At 60.2% G+C, this 24,164-nt stretch carries 20 protein-coding genes; 15 read left to right on the forward strand and 5 right to left on the reverse strand.

All coding sequences use genetic code 11. The features are described from left to right. The first annotated feature begins 11 nt into the window (after positions 1-11). From EBL_RS06645 to yajD, 3 genes are all read left to right on the forward strand, one after another. Positions 12-230, forward strand: a complete 219-nt coding sequence (locus EBL_RS06645) for an MbtH family protein (protein ID WP_002439893.1) — start codon at positions 12-14, stop codon at positions 228-230. Next, complete coding sequence (locus EBL_RS06650; protein WP_002439894.1) at positions 230-4,129, forward strand: enterobactin synthase subunit F; 3,900 nt, start codon at positions 230-232, stop codon at positions 4,127-4,129. Before EBL_RS06645 ends, EBL_RS06650 begins: the two co-directional genes overlap by 1 nt. 231 nt (positions 4,130-4,360) lie before the next feature. Further along, a complete protein-coding gene (gene yajD, locus EBL_RS06655; RefSeq protein ID WP_002439895.1) occupies positions 4,361-4,708 on the forward strand; it encodes an HNH nuclease YajD in 348 nt (115 codons plus the stop codon). A 581-nt stretch (positions 4,709-5,289) separates the two neighbouring features. Here the strand turns inward: yajD and EBL_RS06660 are convergent. From EBL_RS06660 to fepD, 3 genes are read right to left on the reverse strand one after another with little or no spacing between them, the layout of a single operon-like run. Continuing rightward, positions 5,290-6,096, reverse strand: a complete 807-nt coding sequence (locus tag EBL_RS06660; protein ID WP_002439896.1) for an ATP-binding cassette domain-containing protein — start codon at positions 6,094-6,096, stop codon at positions 5,290-5,292. Next, positions 6,093-7,049, reverse strand: a complete 957-nt coding sequence (fepG, locus tag EBL_RS06665; protein WP_373278369.1) for an iron-enterobactin ABC transporter permease — start codon at positions 7,047-7,049, stop codon at positions 6,093-6,095. The genes EBL_RS06660 and fepG overlap by 4 nt, the downstream gene beginning before the upstream one ends. Positions 7,050-7,081: 32 nt before the next feature. Beyond that, positions 7,082-8,089, reverse strand: a complete 1,008-nt coding sequence (fepD, locus tag EBL_RS06670) for a Fe(3+)-siderophore ABC transporter permease (protein WP_002439898.1) — start codon at positions 8,087-8,089, stop codon at positions 7,082-7,084. 112 nt (positions 8,090-8,201) lie between these two features. Between fepD and entS the strand changes: the two genes are divergently transcribed. Further along, positions 8,202-9,464, forward strand: a complete 1,263-nt coding sequence (gene entS, locus EBL_RS06675; protein WP_002439899.1) for an enterobactin transporter EntS — start codon at positions 8,202-8,204, stop codon at positions 9,462-9,464. Here entS and fepB read toward each other — a convergent pair. After that, complete coding sequence (gene fepB / locus EBL_RS06680; protein ID WP_002439900.1) at positions 9,441-10,409, reverse strand: Fe2+-enterobactin ABC transporter substrate-binding protein; 969 nt, start codon at positions 10,407-10,409, stop codon at positions 9,441-9,443. The two genes, entS and fepB, sit on opposite strands and share 24 nt — an antisense overlap. A gap of 188 nt (positions 10,410-10,597) precedes the next feature. Between fepB and EBL_RS06685 the strand changes: the two genes are divergently transcribed. The 9 genes from EBL_RS06685 (at position 10,598) to kdgT (ending at position 20,707) form a co-directional block, all read left to right on the forward strand. Further along, positions 10,598-11,770 carry an isochorismate synthase gene (locus EBL_RS06685; RefSeq protein ID WP_002439901.1) on the forward strand — a complete coding sequence of 391 codons (1,173 nt, stop codon included), beginning with the start codon at positions 10,598-10,600 and terminating at the stop codon, positions 11,768-11,770. Positions 11,771-11,781: 11 nt separating this feature from the next. Next, positions 11,782-13,392: a (2,3-dihydroxybenzoyl)adenylate synthase gene (locus EBL_RS06690; RefSeq protein WP_002439902.1), complete on the forward strand. Its 1,611-nt coding sequence runs from the start codon at positions 11,782-11,784 to the stop codon at positions 13,390-13,392. 19 nt (positions 13,393-13,411) lie between these two features. After that, a complete protein-coding gene (locus EBL_RS06695; RefSeq protein ID WP_002439903.1) occupies positions 13,412-14,278 on the forward strand; it encodes an isochorismatase in 867 nt (288 codons plus the stop codon). Then, the gene (gene dhbA, locus EBL_RS06700; RefSeq protein ID WP_002439904.1) at positions 14,275-15,027 is read left to right on the forward strand and encodes a 2,3-dihydro-2,3-dihydroxybenzoate dehydrogenase; all 753 of its coding nucleotides are present in this window, start codon (positions 14,275-14,277) and stop codon (positions 15,025-15,027) included. Before EBL_RS06695 ends, dhbA begins: the two co-directional genes overlap by 4 nt. A gap of 1 nt (position 15,028) precedes the next feature. Beyond that, positions 15,029-15,442: a proofreading thioesterase EntH gene (gene entH / locus EBL_RS06705; RefSeq protein WP_002439905.1), complete on the forward strand. Its 414-nt coding sequence runs from the start codon at positions 15,029-15,031 to the stop codon at positions 15,440-15,442. A gap of 260 nt (positions 15,443-15,702) precedes the next feature. After that, on the forward strand, positions 15,703-17,808 hold the full coding sequence (gene cstA, locus EBL_RS06710) for a pyruvate/proton symporter CstA (RefSeq protein ID WP_002439906.1): 2,106 nt from the start codon (positions 15,703-15,705) through the stop codon (positions 17,806-17,808). Positions 17,809-17,866: 58 nt separating this feature from the next. Further along, positions 17,867-18,064, forward strand: a complete 198-nt coding sequence (locus EBL_RS06715; protein WP_002439907.1) for a YbdD/YjiX family protein — start codon at positions 17,867-17,869, stop codon at positions 18,062-18,064. A gap of 104 nt (positions 18,065-18,168) precedes the next feature. After that, positions 18,169-19,329 carry a pyridoxal phosphate-dependent aminotransferase gene (locus tag EBL_RS06720; RefSeq protein ID WP_002439908.1) on the forward strand — a complete coding sequence of 387 codons (1,161 nt, stop codon included), beginning with the start codon at positions 18,169-18,171 and terminating at the stop codon, positions 19,327-19,329. A 373-nt stretch (positions 19,330-19,702) separates the two neighbouring features. Further along, positions 19,703-20,707: a 2-keto-3-deoxygluconate transporter gene (gene kdgT / locus EBL_RS06725; RefSeq protein WP_002439909.1), complete on the forward strand. Its 1,005-nt coding sequence runs from the start codon at positions 19,703-19,705 to the stop codon at positions 20,705-20,707. A 54-nt stretch (positions 20,708-20,761) separates the two neighbouring features. On the opposite strand, the gene dsbG is transcribed toward kdgT, so the two are convergent. Next, positions 20,762-21,529, reverse strand: a complete 768-nt coding sequence (dsbG, locus tag EBL_RS06730) for a thiol:disulfide interchange protein DsbG (protein WP_002439910.1) — start codon at positions 21,527-21,529, stop codon at positions 20,762-20,764. Between the two features lie 339 nt (positions 21,530-21,868). Here dsbG and ahpC point away from each other — a divergent pair, with 339 nt between their 5' ends. Both ahpC and ahpF read left to right on the forward strand, forming a co-directional pair. Further along, on the forward strand, positions 21,869-22,432 hold the full coding sequence (gene ahpC / locus EBL_RS06735) for an alkyl hydroperoxide reductase subunit C (protein ID WP_002439911.1): 564 nt from the start codon (positions 21,869-21,871) through the stop codon (positions 22,430-22,432). Positions 22,433-22,594: 162 nt separating this feature from the next. Further along, the gene (gene ahpF, locus EBL_RS06740; protein WP_002439912.1) at positions 22,595-24,160 is read left to right on the forward strand and encodes an alkyl hydroperoxide reductase subunit F; all 1,566 of its coding nucleotides are present in this window, start codon (positions 22,595-22,597) and stop codon (positions 24,158-24,160) included. Positions 24,161-24,164 lie beyond the last annotated feature (4 nt).

Consider the following 24,164-nt stretch of genomic DNA (forward strand, 5'->3'; position numbering starts at 1 on the left):
AGGAGTCTGGCATGGAATACAGCAACCCCTTTGATGATCCCAACGGGCAGTTTTACATCCTTATGAACACATCCGGCGAATACAGTCTCTGGCCCGACTATTGCCCGCTACCGGCGGGCTGGAACAAGGTCTGCGAGCCCCAACCCCAGGCCCTGTGTGTCAGCTGGCTGGCCGGGCACTGGCAGGCCCTGACACCGCAAACCTGGTCGGCCACAGGGGAGGGGCGCTGATGCAGCAGACAACCGCGTTTCCGCTGGTTGCCGCCCAGCCCGGGATCTGGATGGCGGACAAACTCTCGCCACTGCCCAACAGCTGGAGCGTGGCCCACTTTGTTGAGCTTAACGGTGAGCCGGATGTGGCGTGCCTCTCCCGGGCAATAGTGCTGGGCATGGCGGATGCAGACACCCTGCGGATGCGTTTTGATGACACCGGGGGCGAGGTGCGCCAGTGGTTTGATGCCACACTTCCCCTGACGGAGCCCCGGGTGCTGGATCTGCGCCAGGAACTGCACCCGGAGCGGGCCGCCCGCGCCTGGATGGCCCGGGATCTGGACCAGGATTTGCGCCTCGACAGCGGCAACCCCCTGTATTGCCACGCGTTGATCCTGGTCGGCGATCAGCGCTGGTTCTGGTATCAGCGCTATCACCACCTGGTGGTGGACGGCTTCAGCTTTACCGCCATTACCCGGCGCACGGCGGAGATCTACACGGCGCTGTGCCGCCGTGAGCCTGTGGCGAATAACCCGTTTGTTCCCTTCAGTGAGGTGGCCCGGGAGTATCAGCACTATCAGGCATCCCCCGCCTGCGGGAAAGACGCGGCGTTCTGGCGTGAGCAGGTGGCGAGCATGGCGCCGCCGGTCACGTTATCGGACCGGGGGGCCGGGGAGTCCCCCAGCGCCAGGGCGGTGATCCGCGAAAAAATCGCCCTTAACCCGGAGGATTTTGCCGCCATCACCCGGGATATGCAGGCCAGCGGCCTTTCTGCCGCAGACGCCATTCTGGCGCTGGTTTCCCTGTGGCTCGGGCGCCTGAGCGGGCGCCAGGCGTTTTCCGCCGGGTTTATTTTTATGCGCCGGATTGGCTCCGCCGCACTTTGTGCTACGGGGCCGGTGCTCAATGTGCTGCCCTATGATGTGCGCATTACTCCGGGCCAGCGCCTGGTGGATCTGGCCGCCAGCCTGGCCGGGCAGATGAAAAAATGCCGCCGCCACCAGCGCTATGACGCCGAGCAGGTTCAGCGCGATCGTGGCCCGGCGGCCCAGGGGTCCCCCCTGTACAGCACCGTGGTCAACCTGAAAATGTTCGATTACCGGCTGGATTTTGACGGCATCAGCGGTATTACCCACCAGCTGGCATCGGGCCCGGTACGCGATCTGGAAATTGCCCTGTATCTGGATGAACAGAACAACGCCACGGTAGAGCTGCTGGCAAACCCGGATCGCTACGCTGCCGCCACGTTGCGCCGCCATCTGGAGCGCCTGCCCCTGCTGGCCCGCCAGTTTGCCTGCCAGCCTGACTTGCCCTGTGATCAGGCGAATCTGCTGCATAAAGGGGAGCAGCAGCGGCTGGCGAAAGTGAATGATACCGGGCGCATGACCGCCGCCCTGACCCTGAGCGATATTATCGACCGCCAGGCGGCCCTGACCCCGGAAGCGCCCGCCCTGGCAGACGCGCACCACCAGCTGAGCTACCGGGAGATGCGTGCCCAGGTGGTGGCTCTGGCCCGTCGCCTGCAGGGGCAGGGGGTTCAGCCCGGTGATGTGGTGGCAGTGGCGCTCCCGCGCTCGGTGTTTTTATCGCTGGCGCTACAGGCCATTGTGGAGTGCGGTGCGGCCTGGCTACCGCTGGATACCGGCTACCCGGATGACCGGCTGCATATGATGCTGGAAGATGCCCGCCCCCGGCTGCTGATTGCCGACGCCGCGCAGCAGGCCCGTTTTGCCCGCCTGCCGGATCTGGCCATCCTTACCTGTGACCAGCTGGCACCACCGGGGGGGGAGGCCGGTGCGCTGGGTATCTCGCGCCCGGCACACACCGCCTACGTTATTTTTACCTCCGGCTCAACCGGCCGCCCGAAAGGGGTTATGGTCGATCAGCGGGCGATTGTTAACCGCCTGCTGTGGATGCAGGACCACTACCCGCTGGGGGCGCAGGATGTGGTGCTGCAAAAGACCCCCAGCAGTTTTGATGTTTCCGTATGGGAGTTCTTCTGGCCGCTGATGGTGGGGGCGCGCCTGGTGATGGCCCCGCCGGATGCCCACCGGGATCCGGTAGTGTTGCGGGCGCTGTTACAGCACTGGCAGGTGACCACCACCCACTTTGTGCCTTCCATGCTGGCGGCATTTGTCGCCGCGCTGGACGGTGAGCACAGCGTGGCGCAGTGCAGCAGTCTGCGCCAGGTGTTCTGTAGCGGGGAGGCGCTGCCGGTGGCCCTGTGCCGGGAGTGGGAGCAACTGACCGGCATTGCGCTCCATAATCTGTACGGGCCAACGGAAGCCGCCGTGGATGTGAGCTGGTATCCGGCATTTGGCCCGGCGCTGGCGCAGGTACAGGGCAACAGCGTGCCCATTGGCTGGCCGGTGTGGAACACGGGGCTGCGCATTCTTGATGCCAGTATGCAGCCTGTGCCACCGGGGGTGGCGGGGGATCTCTATCTTACCGGGATCCAGCTGGCTCAGGGGTATCTGGGCCGCGCCGATCTGACCGCCAGCCGCTTTGTGGCGGATCCTCAGGCGTGCGGGCAGCGCATGTACCGCACCGGAGATGTGGCCCGCTGGCTGGATAACGGCGCGGTGGAGTATCTGGGGCGCAGTGACGATCAGCTGAAAATTCGCGGCCAGCGTATTGAGCTGGGGGATATTGACCGGGCGCTGTTGCAGTTGCCCGGGGTAGCCCAGGGGGTGGCCCATGCCTGTGTGCTGAACGATAACCTGACCGGCGGCGGAGACGCGCGCCAACTGGTGGGGTATCTGGTGGCGGAGCCGGGCCAGCAGCTGGACTGCGACGCGCTGCGCGACCAGCTGGCGCAGGCGCTGCCGCCGCATATGGTGCCGGTGGTGCTGGTGGCGCTGGCGCAGTTCCCGCTGAGTGCGAACGGCAAGCTGGATCGTAAAGCGTTGCCGCGCCCGCTTCTGGCGCGGCCTGCCGGGCGGGCACCGGCACCGGGGGGGGAAACCACGGTTGCGGCGGCTTTTGCTGAGCTGCTTGGCTGTGAGGTAAACAGCGCCAGTGATGATTTCTTCGCCCTCGGGGGCCACTCCCTGCTGGCGATGCGCCTGGCAGCGCAACTGCGCGAGCAACTGGCCCGGCCGGTGACCGTGGGGCAGGTGATGGAAGCCTCCACTGTGGCGTCCCTGGCGGCAGTGCTGGCCCACTGCAACAGTGAGGAGGCCGCCCGGCAGGCCGGGTTTGATAGCGTGCTGGCGCTGCGGCGCACCAACGGCCCGGCGCTGTTTTGCTTCCACCCGGCTTCCGGGCTGGCCTGGCAGTTTAGCGTGCTGCAACGCTATCTGCCGGAAAACTGGTCGCTTATCGGGATCCAGTCGCCACGCCCGCAGGGCCCGATGCAGCAGTGCGCAACCCTTGATGAGGTGGTGGAGCACCATCTGGCAACCCTGCGCCAGCAGCAGCCCCACGGGCCCTATTATTTACTGGGGTACTCGCTGGGCGGCACGCTGGCCCAGGCACTGGCTGCCCGGCTGGAGCAGGCAGGGGAGAGGGTGGCGTTTCTCGGGTTACTGGACACCTGGCCGCCAGAGAGCCAGAACTGGGCAGATAAAGCCGCCGGTGAACTGGATCCGGCGGTACTGGCAGAAATCGAACGTGAGCGGGAGGCTTTCCTTGCCGCCCAGCGCGGCCAGCCTTCGGAGCATTTGTTCAGCACGATTTCCGGAAACTACCAGGATGCGGTGCGCCTGCTGACCACGGCACATACCCGGCGGTTTAGCGGTAAAGCCACGCTGTTTGTGGCCAGCGAAACGCAGGCTTCAGGAATGGACGCGCGCCAGGTCTGGGCGCCCTGGCTGGGCGGGCTGGATATCTACCCGGTTAACTGCACCCACGTCGATATTATTTCGCCAGCTCAGCTGATGCACATTGGTCCGGTGCTGCGGGAGGTGCTGGCGGGGTAAGGCTGCTGTTTTCCGGGTTGCTGATGGCACCCGGATGCGGGTTAATCTCATAAAAAGCCTGATCTGGCCTTTTCATTTCCGCATGACGGTTGGATGACTGGGCCAGACAGCCTGCCGCCAGTAAGGTCACACCGATAAGAGCGAGGCGCTCCCCGCACTACTCCCGGAGCCTATTCTGGGCTATATTGGGCCCACTATCGTTCACCCCTTTTTGTACAGGTAACACCGGCAATGGCTCTGATCCCTAAAAACTACGCGCGCCTGGAAAGTGGCTATCGCGAAAAAGCGTTAAAAATTTACCCGTGGGTATGCGGGCGCTGCTCGCGGGAATTTGTCTATTCAAACCTGCGTGAGTTGACGGTGCACCATATCGATCACGACCACACCAATAACCCGGAAGACGGCAGCAACTGGGAGTTACTGTGCCTGTACTGCCATGATCATGAGCATTCAAAGTACACGGAAGCGGACCAGTACGGCACCACGGTGGTTGCCGGTGAGGATGCGCAAGATGATGTGGGCGTGGCAACCTACAACCCCTTTGCCGATCTCAAAGCGATGCTGAATAAGAAAAAATAAGGCTGACCCCTGCGGTAAAACAAAACCAGCTTCAGCGGCTGAAATGCCGCTGAATGTCAGTTAATAGCCGCGAGGGTGTTAACCCCCGCATAAAGGCAATCGGCGAAAACGCAGGTGCGGCTCAAGGACTGGCTGCCAGGATGGCAGCCAGAAGGAAGGTTGAGGCATGGATGCCGCATAACATTGTCAGGAACAATGTTAAACAGCGCTTGCGCTGGCCCCGGAGGGGTGAGCCTCATGGATGAGGCGAATAATCCTGACTGGTCCGCCAGAGCAAGCCGGAGTTGCAGCGAACCGCGTAGCGGCGACAACATTGCCGGGAGCAATGTTGAACGACATTCATGTCGGCCCGCAGGGGGAGCCCCAGGGATGGGGCGACTAACGACCGCGGGCCGGCGAGGTCTCCAGGAGGGGGCCGGTCCCCCCTCCTGGAACGCGACCAGGTTCCGTACACAACATATGAGTGCCCATCGTCGGGGAGCGGAACCGGCTCACTGAACGAACATATTCCGGATCACACTGACGACATTAAAGCTGCTACCGGCACCACAAGGCCAGTGTAAATCGCCGGATTCTACTGGTTAGCGCGGACGGTGACGCCCGAGGGGCACCACCAGCGGTGTATCCGCCACCGGATCGCGGATAATGACACACGGCATACCGTAAATCTCCTCAATCAACCCGGCGGTGATTATCTCCCGCGGGTCCCCCTCGGCTACAATTTTGCCGTCGCGCAGGGCAATCAGGTGGCTGGCGTAGCGGCAGGCCTGGTTAAGGTCGTGCAGCACTGCGGCCAGGGTGTAGCCCTTTTGCTGGTTGAGCTGGCTTAACAGCTCCATCAGCTCTATCTGATGGCTGATATCCAGCCAGGTGGTGGGCTCATCAAGCAGCAGAATATCGGTCTGCTGGGCCAGCACCATGGCTATCCATACCCGCTGGCGCTGGCCGCCGGAGAGGTTATCGACCGGGCGATCCGCCAGCTCGGTGATGCCGGTGGCCTGCATGGCGTGCTGCACGTGCTCTTCATCTTCCTGGCGCCAGCGGCTGAACAGGGGCTGGTGCGGGTAGCGCCCGCGCATGACCAGCTCACGCACGCTGATATCCTCCGGCGTGCGGGCATTCTGGGCCAGCAGGCCAATTTTGCGCGCCACGCTTTTCGTCGGCAGCCCGGCAATGGCTTCGCCATCCAGCAGAACCTCTCCGGCCAGCGGTTTCATCAGGCGGCTCAGGGTGCGCAACAGGGTCGATTTCCCGCAGCCGTTCGGGCCGATAATCGCGGTAAATTTCCCCTGCGGAATGGCAACAGACAGCCCGTCGGCCACAATATGTTTCCCGTAGCCGAGGGTTAAGGCATTGCCGCGTAAGCGGGACTCGACAGTCTGGCTCATCGTTTACGGGACTCCTGAATCAGTAACACAATAAGATAGATGCCCCCGAGGCTGACGGTAATCACCCCCACCGGAAGCTGATAAGGCAGGAAAAGCCGCTGGGCGCACAAGTCGGCGGCCAGCAGCAGCACGGCACCGCACAACGCCGCCTGCATCAGACCATAACGCACCGTGCCGGATAACCGGCGGGCGATATGCGGCGCCACCAGCGCAACAAAAGAGATGGGCCCGGCCAGAGCCGTGGCAGCGGCGGTCAGAATGACTGCCGCCAGCATCAGTAACAGCCGGGAGCGCTCAACCGCCACCCCCAGCGCGCAGGCGCTGTCGTCGCCCATCTCCAGCATACGCAGACGGCGGGCCAGCAGTATCACCGCCAGCAGGGTAACGATAATCAGCGGTGCAGAGGGAAACGCCTTCCCCCAGGTCAGGCCATTGAGGGAGCCCGCATTCCAGAGCCCTGCGGAGATAGCCGTTTCCAGCGAGGCGTGCAGCAACAGCCAGGTGTTGATCCCAAGCAGCATGGCCCGCACCCCGATACCGATGATAATTAACCGGAAGGTATCAATGCCGCCGCGCCAGGCAAACGACCAGACCACCAGCGCACTGAGGATCCCCCCGGCCATGGCCGCCATGGCCACGGCGGTGCTTTGCTGGTCAAAAAATACCATCGCCACCAGCACGCCACTCCAGGCCCCGGCGTTAAACCCCATGACATCCGGGCTGCCGAGCGGGTTGCGCAGCAGGGACTGAAAAATCGCCCCGCTGATGCCCAGCGCCGCCCCGATAAGCAGGGCCAGGGCGATGCGCGGCAGGCGCCACTCCACCACCACTAGCTGGACATTACGCGGCGCGCTGCCGGTGAGCACCCCGTACAGCAGCTGGCCGGATAACGGTATGGTGCCGCCTGCCAGGCTCCACCACACCAGGGCGATCGCGCCGAGGATAAGGGCCATAACCGCAAGGTGAAAACGGGAGAGTAACCGCATTATGACCACCCCCCGCTGCGGCGACGGCGCACCAGATAAATCAGCACCGGGGCGCCAATAAACGCGCTGACAATAGCAACCCGCAACTCCCCGGGAACGATAACCCGGCCAATCACATCCGCCAGCAGTAATAAAGAAGGTGTCGCCAGCAGGGTGGTGGGCAGGATCCAGCGGTGATCCGGCCCCACCAGCCAGCGGGCCAGGTGGGGCATCATCAGGCCAATAAACGCAATGGGGCCGGTAATGGCGGTGGCGCTGCCGCACAGCAGGGTCACCGCCAGCAGACCAGCCAGCTGAGTTCCCGCCACCCGGTTACCCAGGGCGGTGGCCGTATCGCTGCCCATGCTCAGGCTGTTCAGGGCGCGGCTGGCGAGCAGGGCAATCACGCACCCGGCCAGCACGGGCAGGAAGGCCGCTTTCAGGGTCTCCAGGGTGCGGATATCCAGGGAACCGGCCTGCCAGAAGCGCAGCTGGTCGTAGACATCGGGGTTGAGCAGGGCAATGCCGTTACTGAGCCCTTCCAGCACTGCCGCCAGCGCCACCCCGGCTAAGGTCAGGCGCACCGGGCTGAGCTGCCCGCCGCCCTGGCTGCCGGTCAGCGCCACAGTGAGCGAGGCTATCAGGGCCCCGGCAAAGGCCATGGACATCATCGACAGTGGCGAGGTAAAGCCCCAGAACGCCGCCCCCAGCACAATGGCGAAGCTGGCCCCGGCGTTCACCCCCAGCAGACCGGGATCTGCCAGCGGGTTGCGGGTCAGCGTTTGCATTAGCGCCCCGGCAAGGCCCAGGGCCGCACCGGCCAGGATACCGGCAAGTGTACGGGGAAGGCGGGCATCCAGAATGATGGTGCACTCTGGCGTCTGGCATGTGGCAAACAGGGCATCTCTGACGGTGGCAGCGGGTATCGCCTGGGCACCGGTGGTCAGGCTGACCACCGACATTACCACCAGTAATGCCAGCAGGCCGGTCAGTATGACTGAGCGGGACACTGGCTGAAAACTGGGCATAATACGCATCCTGATAATTAATAATGATAGTTATTATCGTTATCACTCCGGTTTGCTATGTTAGCATGAGCGGCTACGTTGGCGGTAAGGAAAATTTTGCTAAGGCTATGTAATGAACCGACAATCTTTATTAATTAATCTCAGTCTGTTACGCACCCATTCTGCTTTCCGGGCGGTATTTATCGCCCGTTTTATTTCCATATTGTCCCTCGGGTTGCTGGGGGTCGGCATCCCGGTACAAATCCAGGCCATGACCGGCTCGCCGTTCCAGGTGGGGCTTGCGGTCACGCTGACCGGCAGCACCATGTTTATCGGCCTGATGATGGGGGGCGTACTGGCGGACCGCTATGAGCGCCGCCGCCTGATCCTGCTGGCAAGAAGCGCCTGCGGGCTGGGTTTTGTGGGCCTGGCGATAAACGCCTTACTACCAGCACCTTCGCTACTGGCCATTTACCTGCTGGGCGTCTGGGATGGTCTGTTTGCGTCGATTGGCGTAACGGCGCTGCTGGCGGCCACCCCGGCACTGGTCGGGCGCGAAAATCTGATGCAGGCCGGGGCCATCACCATGCTGACGGTGCGCCTGGGCTCGGTTATCTCCCCTATGTGTGGTGGCCTGCTGCTGGCCTGGGGTGGCCCGGTCTGGAACTACGGGCTGGCCGCCTTTGGTACGCTGATTACCTGCCTGACCCTGCTGAAGCTGCCCCGCCTGGCACCGCCGGAGATGCCGCGAATGCACCCACTCCGGGCGCTGGGAAGCGGTATCGCTTTTCTGTTCAGCCACCCGCTGGTGGGCGGTATCGCCTTAGTGGGCGCGTTATTGACCATGGCCAGCGCCGTGCGGGTGCTGTACCCGGCTCTGGCCGGTGACTGGCAGATGACCACCGGCCAGATTGGTTTTCTGTATGCGGCGGTCCCGCTGGGGGCCGCAGCTGGTGCCCTGACCAGCGGTCGACTGGCACAGCATACCCGCCCGGGTATGCTGCTGTTGCTGAGCAGCTGCGGGGCGTTTATCGCCATTGGTCTGTTCGGTGGGATGCCGGTATGGGCGGGCGGGGCGCTGTTGCTGGTGGTGTTCGGCTATCTGAGTGGTATCAGCTCGCTGTTGCAGTACACCCTTATTCAGCGCCACACGCCGGATGAGATGCTGGGCAGAATTAATGGCCTGTGGACGGCGCAGAATGTCACCGGTGATGCCCTGGGGGCGGCAGCACTGGGAAGCCTGGCCACCCTGGCAACCCCCCAGTGGGCGGCCAGTGTGTCCGGTGCGGTGCTGTCGGTGGTTGCCGTGCTGCTGATCCTGTTACTGGCCCAGCTACGCGGGCTGTATCAGCCCCCCCAGGTGGAGGAGGGGTCACGAAGCGAAGAGGGCGCTTAAGCGTTGCAGAATCAGTGTGGCGCTGTAGTAGTCAAGCCGGAAGGTCTCCGTACCCAGCGCCCAGACCCGTTTATCTTTCACTGCCGGAATATGGGCCAGTAGCGGGTCTTTACTCAGGGCCGCCGCGTCCTGGTCGTTGTTGGCAAACATCAGCAGGGTCTGGCCGTTAAGGCCGTGGGCCAGGTTTTCGCCGCCAAGCTGCACGATATCGTGGCGTTTGCCCATGCTGGTGCTGAGCCGCAGGCTGGCGGGCAGTTCTGCAAGCCGGAACCCCAGCTGACGCAGTAACTGCCCCTGGGCGGATTCGGCCGTCCACAGGTTGGCGCTGTGGGCGGCGGGGGTATAAACCAGCGCGCTGACCGGCTGGGGGGGCAGGGTCATATGCTGGCGGGCTTTTTCCAGCCGGGTGTTGAATTCGGCAATCCGCGCGGCGGCCTGTTTTTCATGGCCGGTAATAGTGCCCAGCTGGGTCAGTAACTGCTGCCAGCTTTTATCGTCATAGTTGATGACAAGCGTAGGCGCAATGGCCGACAACTGGTCATACAGGGGGAGGGCAGAATCCCCCCCGGTCGCACTGATTAAAATCAGATCCGGCATCTGGGCGGCAATGGCTTCGGCGTTGGCCTCGCCAATATACAGGCGGGCCACGTTACGCTGTCGGGCCACATCCCCCCACTGGCGCAAAAAGCCCTGCTGATCCGCCACCCGGTTGTTGGGGGTGGTGGCACCGCTGGCAACCACCGGCGCATCCAGCGCCAGCAGTGAGCCGGTCAGGGTCACACTGGTAGAGACAATCCGCACCGGCGCCTGCTCCAGCGTGTGGCTGCCTTTACTGTCGGTGACGGTACGCGGCCAGCCGCTGCTGGCCTGGGCGAGTTGACTACACGCACAACAAAATAAAAGCGCGGCAGTGAGCGCATTGCGCAGAATTATCGGCTGGATCACAGGGTTATATCTCTTCTTGTTAAGTAATGCGTCTCATTTTCATCGTTGCGCCGGTAAAGCACAAGGGGCAATTTTAGTGAAATCTGCCGTGGTGATGGTTGACACCAGGCGGCGTAACACTTACGTTACCGCTCCAAAATACAAATGATAATTATTATTAAACGCCTTATCATTTCACCGGAGGTTGCATGGCAACGCTTTTACAGGAAAAGCGACCGGGGGTGGCAACAATGCCCGCAAAAGACAGCTTTAGTTTCACGTCACCGTTGCGCAGTTTGATCACATCAGGGTGTTTCTGCCGTATTACAACACCCGCTCAGGGAGGGGCCGATCCCCGCAGTCCGTTCAGCCAGCAGCTGGCTGAGGCGTTTCACAGCGCCCGGCAGGCGGGTATCGCACACCCGCTGGTGGTGGGGGCTATCCCGTTTGATACCCGTCACCCCAGCGAACTGTTTATTCCACAATCCCACCAGGAGATGACACCCGATCAGGTGGCCGGGCATTTTAAGGCGTCGGCCACCGGCCCGCAGCCGGAGCCGGTGCTGAAAGTGGAGATCCCCGGCCATGATGTCTTTACCCAGATGGTGGCGCGCGGTGCCAGCGCCACCCGCCAGCCGGGTATCGATAAAGTGGTGCTCTCGCGCCTGATTGACATCCGCTGTGCCAGCGCACCCGACAGCCACGGGGTGATGGCCCGCCTGATGGCCCAGAACCCGGGCAGTTTTAATTTCCACGTTCCCTTATCTGATGGCGGCACATTGCTGGGCGCCAGCCCGGAATTATTAGTGCGCAAAACCGGCACCCTGTTCAGCTCCCTGCCGCTGGCGGGCACGGCCCGGCGCAATCTTAGCGATGCCCGCGAAGACACCCGGGCCGGTGAGGCGCTGATGGCCTCTGCCAAAGACCGCCACGAGCACGCGCTGGTGGTTAACGCCATGCGCCAGCAACTCCAGCCGCTGGCCTCTTGTCTGAATGTGCCCGCCGCGCCGTCGCTTATCACCACGCCAACCCTGTGGCATCTGGCATCGGCCATTGATGGCGAGAGCACCGCCAGTGTGCTGGCGCTGGCGTGCCTGCTGCATCCCACCCCGGCGCTAAGTGGTTTTCCCCACCAGCAGGCGATGCAGCTGATAGCCGGGCTGGAACCGTTCGACCGGGGCCTGTTTGGCGGCATTGTTGGCTGGTGTGATGACCAGGGAAATGGCGAGTGGGCGGTCACCATTCGCAGTGCCCGCCTGTCTGGCGAGCATATTCGCCTGTTTGCCGGTGCCGGTATCGTGCCGGACTCATCGCCAGAGTCTGAGTGGCGGGAAACCGGGGCCAAGCTGGGCACCATGTTAAATGTTCTGGGACTGAATTAAGGATTGACGTTATGGCGATTGAATTTAACCACTGGCCGGAAGATTTAGCCCGGCACTACCGGGAAAAGGGCTACTGGGTGGATTTACCCCTCGGCGATATTCTTGACCGTCACCAGCACAGTGAGGCCATTGCCCTGATTGACGGTACGCGCCAGTACCGTTACCGGGAGCTGTATCAGCAGGTTAACCGCCTGGCGGGTGCCTTTCAGCGCCGGGGCTTAAAACGCGGGGACACGGCCCTGGTGCAACTGGGCAATGTGGCGGAGCTGTGCATCACGCTGTTTGCCCTGCTGCGCATCGGGGTGGCCCCGGTGAATGCGCTGTTCAGCCATCAGCGTACCGAGCTGGATGCCTATGCCAGCCAGATTGAGCCCGCCCTGCTGGTGGCCGACCGGGAGCATAGCCTGTTTCAGGATGAGCAATATATTGCGTCCCTGCACGCCCGTCTGCCCGGCTTAACAGTGGTGGCCCTGCTGCACGACACCGGTGAGCGGGGACTGGAGTTCTGGATAGCCGAGCCGCTGGATCTCCCGCTGCAGGAGCCCAGCGCCCCCGGTGAAGTGGCCTTTTTCCAGCTTTCCGGCGGCAGTACCGGCACGCCAAAACTGATCCCGCGCACTCACAATGACTACTACTACAGCATCCGGCGCAGCGTGGAGATCTGTGGCTTTAACGGGCAGACCCGGTTTCTGTGCGCCATTCCCGCTGCCCACAATTACGCCATGAGCTCCCCGGGCTGGCTGGGGGTGTTTTACGGTGGCGGCACGCTGGTGCTGGCCGCCGACCCCAGCCCGACGCTGTGCTTCGGGCTGATTGCCCGGCAGCGCATTACCCACACGGCACTGGTGCCCCCGGCAGTCAGCCTGTGGCTCCAGGCGCTGCGCGATGGTGTCGCGGGGGATTTATCAACCCTGCAGCTGTTGCAGGTGGGGGGCGCCCGCTTGTCTGAAGCGCTGGCGCGGCGGATCCCGGCCGAGATCGGCTGCCAGCTCCAGCAGGTATTCGGCATGGCGGAAGGGCTGGTGAACTACACCCGGCTGGATGACAGCGACGAGGTGATTTTTACCACCCAGGGGCGCCCCATGTGCCCGGATGATGAAATCCGGGTGGTGGATGAACAGGGCACCCCGGTGCCGCCGGGAACAGAAGGCCGCCTGATGACCCGCGGGCCTTATACCTTCCGGGGCTATTACCGCAGCCCGGAGCACAATGCCCGGGCCTTCGACCAGGACGGTTTTTACAGCTCCGGTGACCTGGTTATCCTCGGTGAGGACGGCAATATCCGGGTGGTCGGGCGCGAAAAAGATCAGATAAACCGCGGCGGCGAGAAGATAGCCGCCGAGGAGATAGAAAACCTGCTGCTGCGCCATGAGGCCATTTTGCATGTGGCGCTGGTCTCTATGGACGACGCGCTGATGGGGGAGAAGAGCTGCGCTTTTATTGTCGGTCACCGTCCGCTGCGCGCCGTGGAGATCCGCCGTTACCTGCGTGAGCTGGGGGTGGCGGAATTTAAACTGCCGGACCGTGTTGAGATGGTCCCGTCACTGCCGCTGACCCCGGTCGGGAAAGTGGATAAGAAAAAACTGCGCCACATTATCGCGCAACGCCAGCAGGCCCGGTAAGTACATAAAGGAGAAGAACATGACCATTCCAAAACTGACCGGCTATGAGCTGCCGGTCGCGGCTGATATCCCGGCAACAAAAGTAGACTGGGCGTTTGATCCGGCCCGTGCGGCGCTGCTTATTCACGATATGCAGGACTACTTTATTAACTTCTGGGCCCGCGACGACGCGATGATCACGCAGATGGTAGAGAACATTGCTGCCCTGCGCCGGTTCTGCAAACAGCAGGGGATCCCGGTGTATTACACCGCCCAGCCGGATAACCAGAGCGACGCGGACCGCGCCCTGCTTAACGATATGTGGGGGCCGGGCATTAACCAGCACCCGGAGCAGAAAACCATTATTGCCGCCCTGGCCCCGGAGGCGGACGATACGGTGCTGGTCAAGTGGCGCTACAGCGCGTTTATTCGCTCCCCCCTGGAGCAGATGCTAAAAGAGAGCGGCCGCGATCAGCTGCTGATCTGCGGGGTGTATGCCCATATTGGCTGTATGACCACCGCAACGGATGCCTTTATGCGCGATATTCAGCCCTTTATGGTGGCGGATGCGCTGGGGGATTTTAGCCGTGAAGAGCACCTGGCTGCCCTGAAATACACCGCCGGGCGCACCGGCCGGGTGGTATTAACCCGGGAGCTTATCCCGCAGGCGGAGGCGCTGCCCGCCAGTAAGGCGGCGTTAAAGGCGCTGATCCTGCCGCTGCTTGATGAAGATGAACACCCCGGGGACGACGAAAACCTGATTGATTACGGGCTGGATTCGGTGCGGATGATGGCGCTGGCGGCGAAGTGGCGCAAAGTGCACGGCGATCTTGATTTTGTGATGCTGGCAAAATCCCCGACGATAGACGCCTGGTGGGCGCTGTTATCCCGGGGGATACAGCCATGAGCGGGGAGTTCAGCGGGCAATATGTCTGGGTCACCGGGGCCGGTAAAGGGATAGGCTACCAGACCGCGCTGGCGTTCCATGAGGCCGGAGCGCAGGTGACCGGCTTTGATATCGCTTTCCCCCGGGGAGAATACCCGTTTCATACGCAGATACTGGACGTGGCAGACCCGCAGCAGGTGGCCACCGTCTGCCGCCAGCAGCTGCTGGCGCAACCGCACCTGGATGTGCTGGTCAACGCTGCCGGGATCCTGCGGATGGGGGCAACAGACACCCTGAGCGATACGGACTGGCACGACACCTTCGCCATCAATGTGGGCGGGGCATTTAACCTGTTCCGCCACACCATGGGGCACTTTCGCGACCGGCGATGCGGGGCCATTGTGACCATCGCCTCCGACGCGGCCCACACCCCGCGCCTTGGCATGTCGGCCTATGGCGCCTCCAAAGCGGCGCTGAAAAGCCTGGCGCTGACCGTCGGCCTGGAGCTGGCCGGTTACGGGGTGCGCTGTAATCTGGTCTCCCCGGGATCAACCGATACCGATATGCAGCGCGCCATGTGGCGCTCGCCAGAGGCGGAACAGCAGCGGATCCGCGGTTACGCAGAGCAGTTTAAACTGGGGATCCCGCTGGGGAAAATTGCCCAGCCCCGGGAGGTTGCCGACACGGTGCTGTTCCTGGCATCCCCCCGCGCCAGCCATATCACCCTGCAGGATATTGTGGTGGATGGCGGCTCAACCCTCGGAGCCTGAGATGATCTGGAAACGTCAACTGGCGCTGGACGCCCTGAACGCGATGAATGCGGGCACCATGGTGGAGACCCTCGGGATCCGCTACACCCGCCTGACAGACAATAGCCTGGAGGCGGAAATGCCGGTCGACACCCGCACGGTACAGCCCTTTGGCCTGCTGCACGGCGGGGCCTCTGCGGCCCTGGCGGAGACCCTGGGATCCATGGCCGGTTTTCTGACCAGCCAGCAGGGGCAGTGTGTGGTGGGCACTGAGATCAGCGCTACCCACCACCGGGCGGTGAGTGGCGGGGTGGTGCGCGGGGTCTGCACGCCGCTGCACCTGGGCAAAAACAGCCAGACCTGGGATATCGCCATCTTTGATGAGCGGGGACGGCGCTGCTGTACCAGCCGTTTATCCACCGCCATTTTAGGTTAATACTCCCCCGGTATCAGGTGACTGGTGCCGGGGTTTCCCGCCGGTGTTTTAACACATTACCCTTTTCCCCGTGAGCGCTTTTCCCCGCTGAAATGCCCCGCTTTTATCAGGCCATCAAGTGATCCCGCTAACAAGTCTTACTAAAAAAACGTCCATCCGGCGATTTGTTGTTGTTTCGATGTTGTTAATTTCTGGCAAATGTTTTAAATCACTTTGTAAATTTATATTACAGATGATGGAAACAACAATGGGCGACAGATATGAATAAATCAGGGAAACACTTTATCTGGCTAGTGCTCTCAGTGCTGGGGGCATTTTCACTGGGCTACATTGCGCTTAATCGCGGCGAGCAGATTAACGCACTGTGGATTGTGGTCGCATCGGTATGCGTCTATTTGATTGCTTACCGTTACTATGGGCTGTTTATTGCAAAGCGGGTGCTGGGGGTAGATGCCACCCGTATGACCCCGGCCGTGCGTCATAACGACGGGCTGGACTACGTACCGACAGATAAGAAAGTGCTGTTCGGTCACCATTTTGCCGCGATTGCCGGTGCCGGGCCGCTGGTCGGGCCGGTACTGGCCGCCCAGATGGGCTATTTACCCGGTATGCTCTGGCTGCTGGCCGGGGTGGTACTGGCCGGTGCGGTACAGGACTTTATGGTGCTGTTCGTCTCCACCCGCCGCGATGGCCGCTCCCTGGGGGAGCTGGTCAAAGAGGAGATGGGGAATACCGCCGGGGTTATCGCCCTGGTGGCGTGCTTTATGATCATGGTTATTATCCTCGCGGTACTGGCGATGATCGTGGTGAAAGCGCTGACCCACAGCCCGTGGGGAACCTACACCGTGGCGTTTACCATTCCGCTGGCGCTGTTTATGGGGATCTACACCCGCTATATTCGCCCGGGGCGCATTGGTGAGGTGTCGGTCATCGGCCTGGTGATGCTGATTTTCGCTATCATCTCTGGCGGCTGGGTGGCAGAAAACCCGGCATGGGCACCGTACTTTGACTTCACCGGCGTACAGTTAACCTGGATCCTGGTGGGGTATGGCTTTGTGGCGGCGGTACTGCCGGTGTGGCTGCTACTGGCACCGCGTGATTACCTGTCCACCTTCCTGAAGATAGGGACCATTGTCGGGCTGGCTATCGGCATCCTGATTATGCGCCCGACCCTGCAGATGCCGTCGCTGACTAAGTTTATCGACGGTACTGGCCCGGTCTGGGCGGGGGATCTGTTCCCGTTCCTGTTTATCACCATCGCCTGTGGTGCCGTCTCTGGCTTCCATGCGCTGATCTCTTCCGGTACGACCCCGAAAATGCTCGCCAATGAAGACCAGGCCTGCGTTATCGGTTATGGCGGCATGCTGATGGAGTCCTTCGTGGCTATCATGGCGCTGGTGGCGGCCTGTGTGATTGACCCGGGCGTTTACTTTGCAATGAACAGCCCGATGGCGGTACTGGCTCCGGCAGGCACCGCGGATGTGGTGGCTTCTGCAGCCCAGGTCGTGAGTGGCTGGGGCTTTAGCATCACGCCGGATGTGCTCAACCAGATTGCCAGCGACGTGGGCGAGCAGAGCATTATCTCCCGCGCGGGCGGGGCACCGACACTTGCTGTCGGGATGGCCTACATTCTGCACGGTGCCCTGGGCGGGCTGATGGATGTCTCGTTCTGGTATCACTTCGCGATTCTGTTTGAAGCCCTGTTTATTCTGACCGCAGTAGATGCGGGGACCCGTGCGGCGCGCTTTATGCTGCAGGATCTGCTGGGGGTGGTTTCTCCGGGGCTCAAACGTACCGACTCGTTACCGGCCAACCTGCTGGCGACCGCACTTTGCGTTATGGCCTGGGGCTACTTCCTGCACCAGGGGGTGGTGGATCCATTAGGGGGCATCAATACCCTGTGGCCGCTGTTCGGTATTGCTAACCAGATGCTGGCCGCAATGGCGCTGATGCTGTGTGCTGTGGTGCTGTTCAAGATGAAGCGCCAGATGTACGCATGGGTCGCGCTGGTGCCGACCGCATGGCTGCTGATTTGTACCCTGACCGCAGGCTGGCAGAAAGCCTTCAGCCCGGATGTGAAAGTGGGCTTCCTGGCGGTGGCGAACAAGTTCCAGGCGATGATCGACAGCGGCAATATCCCGGCGCAGTACACCGAGTCGCAGCTGGCGCAGCTGGTGTTTAACAACCGTCTGGATGCGGGCCTGACCATCTTCTTTATGGTGGTTGTGGTGGTGATTGGGCTATTCTCAATTAAGACTGCACTGCAGGCGCTGAAAAGTGACCAGCCAACGGCCCGGGAAACCCCCTATGAGCCGATGCCGGAAAACTACCAGCAACTGGTTGATGAGGCGAAAAACGCCCATTAATCTGTCAGTCAGGCCGGGTTTCCCGGCCTGATTTTCTTATTGCCAGGAGGAAAGCACCATGTTTGAGACACTGGCCAAAGCGGGGCGTTACCTGGGCCAGACCGCCAGGCTGATGGTGGGCGTGCCGGATTACGACAACTATGTCGAGCATATGCGGCTTAACCATCCCGACCAGGATCCGATGACCTACGAGGCCTTTTTCCGCGAGCGCCAGGACGCCCGCTATGGCGGCAAAAACGGCGGCCGTTGCTGCTGATTTCTGGATGTTGATATTTTTTCATGGACGTACAGACGTCTGTGGAGCATGACCCGGCCCCGTGCTATGGTGAGAGTCCATAACACGGAGCAAGGGCACCAGCCATGAGTGATATCCCACTGATCCCCCAGAGTAAACTCCCGGGTCTTGGCACCACGATTTTTACCCGGATGAGCGAGCTTGCCCGCCAGCACGAGGCGATTAATCTTTCCCAGGGGTTCCCGGATTTTGACGGCCCCGCCTACCTGAAAGAGCGCCTGGCCTGGCATGTGGCCCACGGGCATAACCAGTATGCCCCCATGAGCGGTGCCGCCCCTCTGCGCCAGGCCATCGGGGATAAAACCGCCGGGTTGTACGGCTATCGCCCGGACAGCGACACAGACATTACCGTTACCGCCGGGGCAACGGAGGCACTCTTTGCCGCCATTACGGCGCTGGTGCGCCCCGGGGACGAGGTTATCTGCTTTGACCCCAGCTATGACAGCTATGCCCCGGCGGTAGCCCTGGCAGGTGGGGTGGTGCAGCGCATAGCCCTTAAGCCACCGGCATTTGGCTTTGACGCGGCAGAATTGTCGGCCCGTATCAGCGACCGCACCCGGCTTATTATCCTGAATACCCCCCATAATCCTACCGCCACGGTCTGGTCTGGCGATGATTTTGCCGCCCTGTGGCAGGTGATCCGCTCGCGGGAGATCTATGTGCTCAGTGATGAGGTCTACGAGCATATCTGCTTTGCCCCCGGCGGGCACTGTAGCGTACTGGCGCACCCGGGCCTGCGCCAGCGCAGTGTGGTGGTGTCGTCATTTGGTAAAACATTCCATATGACCGGCTGGAAGGTGGGCTACTGCATTGCCCCGGCCGCCATCAGCGCCGAAGTGCGCAAGGTGCACCAGTATCTGACGTTTGCGGTTAATACTCCGGCACAGCTGGCGCTGGCGGATATGCTGGATGCGGAGCCGGAGCACTACCTCAACCTGCCCGAATTCTACCGGGCGAAGCGCGATTATTTCAGCCAGGCCCTGGCCGGGAGCCGGCTGCGCCTGCTGCCCTGTACCGGCACCTACTTTTTGCTGGCGGACTATTCGGCAATTTCAACGGCTGATGACGTCAGCTTTTGCCACTGGCTGACCACGGAGGCGGGCGTTGCGGCGATACCGCTTTCGGTCTTCTGTGCCGGTGATTTCCCGCACCACCTGGTGCGGCTGTGTTTTGCCAAACAAAATGAGACGCTGGCGGCCGCTGCCAGTAAGCTCTGCGCGCTCTGATCCCGCACCGGCCGCCACGTCCGGCCGGTTTTCCCGCCCTTCCCATATCCTGCTGATTCACCGGCCAGAGACGATAATTTGATAAAAATGTGACTTGCTCTGTAAAACATAAAACAATGTTTCGTTTTATGTTGATCATTGTTTTGCTATGAAACAAAATCACTGCAAGTAATAAAAAACGGTATGTGCGTATTACCTGAATAAAGATAAATACCGTTAATTTATTTATTAATTAAATAAGCTGTTTTTTACTTCTGCCATGTATGGCGGGCGGATTTTTTTACACCAGAATAAAATATTAACGTATTGAATTTATTGTTTTTAATCCGATTACCTCTGGCAACTCAGATAGCCAGTATCCTGGAGTTTTATTATGAAAATCAAAGCGACAATGGAAAAGATGCCTGGCGGAATGATGCTGATCCCGCTGTTATTATGCGCGCTGTTAAATACCTGTGCTCCTGATGCGGGTAATTACTTTGGCTCTTTCACTAAGGGTATGATATCCGGCACCGTACCGATTCTGGCTGTCTGGTTTTTTTGCATTGGGGCGTCTATTGATTTACGCGCTACCGGCACCGTATTGCGTAAATCCGGTACGCTGGTATTAACCAAAATTCTCACCGCCTGGGTGGTGGCGATGATAGCCGCGGCGTTTATACCGGAGCACGGTGTGGAAGCCGGTCTGTTTGCCGGGCTGTCAACACTTGCCATTGTATCGGCAATGGATATGACCAACGGGGGGCTGTATGCCAGCCTGATGAACCAGTACGGCTCAAAAGAAGAGGCCGGGGCATTCGTACTGATGTCCCTGGAATCCGGCCCGCTGATGACCATGGTTATCCTGGGTTCTGCGGGGCTGGCGACCTTTGAGCCACACCACTTTGTTGGCGCGGTGCTGCCGTTCCTGGTGGGTTTCGCGCTGGGTAACCTGGACCATGACCTGCGTGAGTTCTTCGGTAAAGCGACTTCAACACTTATCCCGTTCTTTGGTTTTGCGCTGGGGAATACCATCAACCTGGGCGTGATCCTCGATACGGGTCTGCTGGGGATCATGCTGGGTGTGGGTGTGATTATCATTACCGGTATTCCGCTGATTTTTGCTGACCGTCTGATTGGCGGCGGTAACGGTACAGCCGGGATTGCGGCGTCATCCGCGGCAGGGGCTGCTGTTGCGAACCCGGTGATTATCGCCCAGATCAACCCGGCATTTGCGCCGGTGGCCGCTTCCGCCACGGCCCTGGTGGCAACCAGTGTGATTGTGACCGCTATCCTGGTGCCGATTATTACCGCGCTGTACGCCCGCCGTTTCAGTAAGACGAAGCAGGATCCGGCGCTACAGGCAGCAGCGAAAAACTCCGCCTTAACCGGCCACTGATCTCAACACACAGACTAACGGCCGGGCTTGCCCGGCCGTTGGCGCAGGTGGGGGTTATTTATCCCCCATAATGACCGGCATTTTCTCTTCTTCCGGTAGTCCCACTTCCTGTTGCAGCACCTGGTCTTTCGTCATGTAGTAGATAGCCGGTGTCCCGCTGGCGCCGAGGGCGTCCATCAGTTCGGTGTTGGTTTTGATAGCCGCCGCCTGGTCGGCAGATGCCCGGGCGCTGGGGGTTATCTTCAGCTTGCCGTTACTTTGTTCAAAGTCGTGCCAGGTTTTAGCCGGATCTTTACTGGCCATAATGGCGGCGGCGTAACCGGCGCTCTCCGGTTTTATTACCCCCACCAGCAGGGTGCGAATCTGCACTTTTCCGGCCTCTACCCAGGGGCGGGCCCGCTGCCAGAAGGTGTGGCAGTAAGGGCAGAAGGGGTCGGCAAAGACATAAATAATATGGGGGGCCTGGGCGCTGCCATCGGCAATCCAGGGGGCGCTGGCCATTTTCTTCCACATTTCGCGGCCTGCCGGGGTATACAGCTCGTGGTTGATAACCTGCTCGCTGAGGTTGGTGCCGCGGGCGTCATACAGATAACCCGACACCGCGTGTTTACCGTCCGGCGTGAGGTAAATAGTAACCCCCATATCCTGATACTTGCCCAGATACCCGGTCATGCCGCCCGGGGCGTCAAATTTCTTGATGATGGTGATGCCCTGTTTAGCAATGCCCTGAACCGGGGCCGGTAAGGTAGACGGATCCAGGTTCTGGGCCATCGCGCCTGCGGAAGATAACAGCAATGCATTGAGTAAAAACCACTTTTTCATAAACGTATCCAGATGCTTATCGGGTAAGGGATGTGGCCGGTTAACGAACCGGATACCAGCCAGGCGTTGTGATATTGGCTGAAGAAGAGGAGAATGGTAACGTAACGCGGCGATAAGTGCGCTTTTTAATAACATATCGACATAATTATTTATTAATATGTCACATTGTTGTCAGGCACAGGGCAGTAAAACCTGGTTACGATGGGTTTTGCGATACCGCAACGCACTCACAGGTAAGTGTTATAGTCAGCGCTTATCGATTCGATACGGTAAACGCATTGGTCCTGATGAGGCAAATTCGTTATCTTACGTTCCAACGAAACAACGGAGAAAGTACAGATGTCTTTGATTAATACTAAAATTAAACCTTTCAAAAACGACGCATTCAAAAACGGCGAGTTCGTGCAAGTTACAGAAAAAGACACTGAAGGCCGCTGGAGCGTGTTCTTCTTCTATCCTGCTGACTTCACCTTCGTTTGCCCGACCGAACTGGGTGACCTGGCAGACCACTATGCCGAATTCGAAAAACTGGGCGTAGACATCTATTCCGTCTCTACCGACACCCACTTTACCCATAAAGCATGGCACGGTAGCTCCGACACCATCGGCAAAATCAAATACACCATGATCGGCGACCCGACCGGTACGCTGTCCCGCAACTTCGAAATCCTGCGTGAAGACGAAGGCCTGGCTAACCGCGGCACCTTCCTGGTAGACCCGCAGGGCATCATTCAGGCAACTGAAGTGACTGCTGAAGGCATCGGCCGTGACGCATCTGACCTGCTGCGTAAAGTGAAAGCAGCACAGTATGTTGCTTCTCACCCGGGTGAAGTTTGCCCTGCCAAATGGAAAGAAGGCGAAGCAACACTGGCTCCGTCTCTGGACCTGGTTGGTAAAATCTAAGTTATCTACCCCTCCGCATGCCATTCAGTGGCAGCGCTGTGACCGCCCCGGTGTGATACACCGGGGATTTTTGGTTCGTTGTCCACTTGTTGTATGCCCATCTGGATAACCTGATGTTTTAACCGGGTGCATCGTGCCCGTTTTTTTTGCCAGGGAGATACTATGCTCGACACCACTATGAAGACCCAACTCAAGGCTTATCTTGAGAGATTAACCAAACCTGTTGAGTTGGTCGCCACGCTGGATGATAGTCCTAAATCAGCGGAAATCAGGGAACTTCTGGCAGAAATCGCCGAATTATCAGATAAAGTCTCCTTCCGGGAAGACAATAGCCTGGCGGTTCGCAAACCTTCGTTTCTGATTACCAACCCGGGTTCACAGCAGGGGCCGCGTTTTGCCGGTTCGCCGCTGGGCCATGAATTTACCTCGCTGGTGCTGGCGCTGTTACAGACCGGCGGGCACCCGTCAAAAGAGGCGCAGGACCTGCTGGATCAGGTGCGTCATCTGGACGGGGATTTCCATTTCGAAACCTATTATTCGCTCTCCTGCCATAACTGCCCGGACGTGGTTCAGGCCCTCAACCTGATGGCTATCCTCAACCCGCGGGTGACACATACCGCTATTGACGGTGGCGTGTTCCAGAATGAGATAACCGAACGTAACATCATGGGCGTACCGGCGGTATTCCTCAACGGTAACGAATTCGGCCAGGGGCGTATGACGCTGGCGGAAATTGTCAGCAAAGTGGATACCGGGGCGGCGAAACGCACCGCCAGCGAGCTGAGCAGCCGCGCGCCTTATGACGTACTGATCGTTGGTAGCGGCCCTTCCGGTGTGGCGGCCTCTGTGTACGCAGCCCGTAAGGGGATCCGCACCGGTCTGATGGGTGAGCGTTTTGGCGGCCAGATCCTCGATACGGTAGATATTGAAAACTATATTTCCGTGCCTAAAACCCAGGGTGAAAAACTGGCCGGGGCGCTGAAATCCCACGTTAATGATTACGATATCGATGTTATCGACAGCCAGAGCGCGGCGCACCTGACACCGGCTGACACCGAAGGTGGCCTGCACCAGATTGAAACCGAATCTGGCGCGGTACTGAAGGCGCGCAGCATTATCATCTCGACCGGGGCCAAATGGCGCAATATGAATGTGCCTGGCGAAGATCAGTACCGCACCAAAGGGGTTACCTATTGCCCGCACTGCGACGGCCCGCTGTTTAAAGGGAAGCGCGTGGCGGTTATCGGTGGCGGTAACTCCGGGGTGGAAGCGGCTATCGATCTGGCCGGGGTTGTTGAGCATGTGACGCTGCTGGAGTTCGCACCGGAAATGAAGGCCGACCAGGTCCTGCAGGAAAAAGTGCGCAGCCTGAAAAATGTCGACATCATTCTCAATGCCCAGACCACCGAAGTTAAAGGCGACGGCACCCGGGTGACTGGCCTTGAGTACCGGGATCGGGTCAGTGGTGATGTGCATAATATCGCGCTGGCGGGGATCTTCGTACAAATTGGCTTACTGCCGAATACCGGCTGGCTGGGCGACGTGGTTGAGCGCAATAAAATGGGCGAGATAATCATTGATGCCAAATGCGAAACCAGCGTCAAAGGGGTATTCGCCGCAGGCGACTGTACGACAGTGCCGTACAAGCAGATTATTATTGCCGCCGGTGAAGGGGCGAAAGCCTCACTGAGCGCGTTTGATTATCTGATTCGTACCAAAACCGCATAATAAA

This window comes from Shimwellia blattae DSM 4481 = NBRC 105725 (assembly GCF_000262305.1).
GTDB classification, from domain to species: domain Bacteria; phylum Pseudomonadota; class Gammaproteobacteria; order Enterobacterales; family Enterobacteriaceae; genus Shimwellia; species Shimwellia blattae.